The sequence below is a fragment of the Lentiprolixibacter sp. genome (assembly GCF_982873095.1).
The window spans coordinates 13,829-17,903 of the sequence record NZ_CEYNTP010000026.1 but is presented as its reverse complement, the minus strand read 5'-3'; the positions used below and the strand labels follow the sequence as shown (position 1 = coordinate 17,903).

General features: G+C 49.1%; 2 protein-coding genes. Both read left to right on the top strand.

Annotation, left to right across the window (positions count from 1 at the left end; genetic code table 11):
* The coding region (locus tag AC4E7D_RS03285; protein WP_490172379.1) for an NADP-dependent isocitrate dehydrogenase at positions 1-1,556 on the top strand (1,556 nt) is incomplete at its 5' end.
* 81 nt (positions 1,557-1,637) lie between these two features.
* Positions 1,638-4,040 carry a TonB-dependent receptor gene (locus AC4E7D_RS03280; RefSeq protein ID WP_490172378.1) on the top strand — a complete coding sequence of 801 codons (2,403 nt, stop codon included), beginning with the start codon at positions 1,638-1,640 and terminating at the stop codon, positions 4,038-4,040.
* Positions 4,041-4,075: the final 35 nt, after the last annotated feature.

Sequence of the window (4,075 nt, the reverse complement as noted above, 5' to 3'; positions counted from 1 at the left end):
CCACCGTTCTGCGGAAAAAAGCCTTGCTGGAATTTTTGCAAAATCAGGTCGAGGATGCCAGGAAAAAAGGCACCCTGTTCTCTGTACACCTCAAGGCAACCATGATGAAGGTGTCTGACCCCATCATCTTTGGACATGTAGTGGAAACCTATTTCAGGCCTGTATTTGACAAATACGCAGCTACTTTTGAATCCCTTGGGATCAATTCCAGGGAAGGACTTGAGATTATGTACGATAAACTCAGTACACTTCCGGAAGGCGAGCGTCAGGAAATTGTAGCGGCTCTGCAAACAGCCATTGAGGACGGACCCGATCTGGCCATGGTGAATTCTGATAAGGGCATTACCAACCTGCATGTACCCAGCGACATCATCATAGATGCTTCGATGCCGGCGATGATCCGAAATTCGGGACAAATGTGGAATGCCCAGGGCAACCCACAGGATACCAAGGCCGTTATCCCCGATAGCAGCTATGCTGGGATATACCAGGCCACCATAGATTTCTGTAAAGAGCACGGGGCCTTTGATCCTACAACCATGGGGACCGTACCCAATGTGGGCCTGATGGCCCAGAAAGCCGAAGAGTACGGTTCACACGATAAAACTTTTGAGATCTCCGAAGCAGGGATAGTGCAGGTAGTGGATGCCCGATCCGGTTCTGTTTTGATCCAGCACGAAGTGCAGGAGGGAGATATCTGGAGGATGTGCCAGGTGAAGGATGCCCCGGTTAGGGACTGGGTAAATTTAGCGGTTAAGCGGGCCCGTACGTCTGCAACCCCGGCCATCTTTTGGCTGGATGCGAACCGGGCACACGATGCCGAACTGATCAAAAAGGTAAACACCTACCTGGGAGAACTGGATACAGAAGGTCTAGACCTTCAGATCTGTAGTCCTGTCGAAGCCACCCTGCGCACGCTGAAAAGGATAAAAGAAGGGAAAGATACCATCTCTGTATCGGGTAACGTGCTCAGGGATTATCTGACCGACCTCTTCCCTATTCTGGAAGTAGGTACCAGCGCAAAGATGCTTTCCATCGTTCCCCTGATGAACGGTGGTGGATTATTTGAAACCGGAGCCGGAGGATCGGCCCCAAAACACGTGGAGCAATTTCTGGAAGAAGGTCACCTGAGGTGGGACTCCTTAGGAGAATTCCTGGCCCTCGCCGTATCCCTGGATTTTTACGGTGAAAAATACGAGAATGCAAAAGCAAGGGTGCTCGCGGATGCCCTGGATGAAGCTACTGAAAAATTCTTGCAAGAAGATCGCTCACCTTCCCGCAAAGTAGGGGAACTCGATACCCGCGGCAGCCATTTTTACCTGGCCTTTTACTGGGCTGAAGCACTTTCCAGGCAATCAAAAGACAAGGAGATGCAGCAGCTTTTTACCGGTATTTTCAGGCAAATGGAATCCCGGAAGGAAGTAATCCTAAGTGAACTCCTTCATGCACAGGGGAAACCACAGGATATTGGGGGGTACTATCTTCCGGATGAACTTCAGGTAGGGAAGGCGATGCGCCCGAGTGCCAGCCTGAACCAGATCCTGGACCAACTGTGATCCATCCAGGAGAGCACTAAAGATGTGTTAATAAAGTTCCCGGTTCCCTGAATATCTTTAATTTTAGGGAAAATCAGCCGTATGTTCCACCGTTTTAAGCAGACACTTCTGCTTTTTGCTTTACTCAGCACTTCTCTATTATTCTCACAAAAAAAGTATACCCTTAGTGGTACCATTACCGAGGCCTCCAGTAATGAGACCCTGATAGGGGTTACCCTTGCCGTGCCCTCCTTGCGTACCGGGGTGACTACAAACGAATATGGATTTTACTCCCTGACCCTTCCTGAAGGGGAGTACGAAATTCAGATTTCCTATCTCGGATTCCAGGACGTGCGCCGGAACATTACCTTTAACCGGGATCAACAGATCAATTTCCAGATGGTAGAACAGGCCGAGGAACTAGAGGAAGTTACCCTTACGGAGGATGTGGAAAAACTCAACATCCGAAAACCTCAAATGAGTGTCAATACCCTTGCCGTGCAAACCATAAAGCAAATTCCGGTGGTCCTAGGTGAGGCCGATGTTATCAAGTCCATCCTACTGCTGCCCGGGGTGACCAATGCCGGGGAAAGCTCCTCAGGTTTCAACGTGAGGGGCGGTGCCGCTGATCAGAACCTGATCCTTTTGGACGAGGCCACTATCTTTAATTCTTCCCATTTATTTGGGTTCTTTTCCGTATTTAACCCGGATGCTATTAAGGATGTTAAGTTGTTCAAAGGGGGGATCCCCTCCCGCTATGGGGGCCGTGTTTCCTCAGTTCTGGAAATCTTCCAGAAGGAGGGCAACAGCAGGGAGTTTAAGGTGAGCGGGGGCATTGGAGCAGTAGCCAGCAGGGTACTTGCCGAAGGCCCTATTATCAAAGACCGTGCGGCTTTCCTCGTAGGGGGGCGCGCTTCGTATGCACATCTGTTCCTGCCCTTATTTGACATAGACAACAAGGCGTATTTCTATGACCTGAATACCAAGCTCAATTACCGGATCAATGAACGGAACAATATCTTCCTCTCCGGGTATTTTGGGCGCGACCTGTTCAGTATCAGTGACAACTTTGTGAACATCTACGGGAATGCCGTATTTAATTTCCGCTGGAACCACCTGTTTTCGGATAAGCTGTTTTCCAACCTTTCCCTGATCTACTCGGATTACTTTTATGGCCTGGAACTCGATTTTGTCGGCTTTGAGTGGGATTCGGGTATACAGAATTTTAACATCAAATACGACCTCAAGCACTACCTGAGCGACAATCTGCAAATCAACTACGGACTCAATAATATTTACTACCGTTTCAATCCCGGAAAGATTGTCCCGAATAGCCCGGACTCGGGAATCCTGGAAGAGCAGCTCATCGAAAAGTACGCCAATGAATTTGCTGCCTATGTGGATGTGGAACACAATATTTCGGACAAGCTGAGCCTGCAATACGGCCTGCGCTTCAGTCATTTTCTTCGTTTGGGCCAGGACGAACTCAACGTCTACCTCAACAACAACCCTGTTATTTTTGACCCCTTCACCCTTACCTACCAGGAAGCAGAACCCATAGAGGTGGTCAACCCCGGACGCGGAGCCAACCTTGCTGATTTTAGCAACCTGGAACCCCGGGTGGCACTATCTTATACATTGAATGAAGACAATTCCATAAAGGCGAGCTACACCCGGATTGCCCAGTACCTGCATTTGCTTTCCAATACCAGCTCCCCTACCCCATTGGATGTTTGGACCCCTAGCGGGCCCTTTGTAAAACCGCAGTTGCTGGACCAGTATGCCCTCGGGTATTTCCGGAATATTAAAGGGGGAGACTACACCTTCGAAACCGAAGTATACTACAAGGACATCCAGAACCGTATCGATTATATAGACGGGGCCAACCTCATTGCCAACAATGCCATTGAACAGGTGATCCTTAATGGGCAAGCACGGGCCTATGGCTGGGAAATCCTCTTCCGCAAGAATGAGGGGCGGTTTAACGGCTGGCTATCCTATACATTATCCCGCTCCGAGCAGCGGACCCCGGGCCGGGAGCTTGCCTTTGACAACGGACGCACGAACCAGGAAACTGGCATCAACCAAGGGGAATGGTACAATACCCCTTTTGATAAAACCCATGATATCGCGGTATATGGGAATTACGAATTGAACAAAAAATGGCGATTTAACACCAATTTTATTTTCCAGACGGGACAACCCACGAATTACCCGATCGGGCAATTTGAGTTCCAGGGCATCACCATACCCTATTACGGTCTCCGGAATAAAGAACGCCTGCCGGATTATCACAGGTTGGACGTATCGGCAACACTTACCCCAAGGAAAAATACCGGCAGGAACTGGAAAGCCGAATGGGTGTTCAGTATTTATAACGTCTACAACCGGCGAAATGCTGCTTCGATCAATTTTAGGCGTAACCAGGATACCGGAGTAAATGAAGCGGTCAGGACCTCAATTTTTGGGATAGTTCCCGCAATAACCTATAATTTCAAGTTCTAGATGAAAAAACTGTTTCCCATACTCGCCCTTTGCCT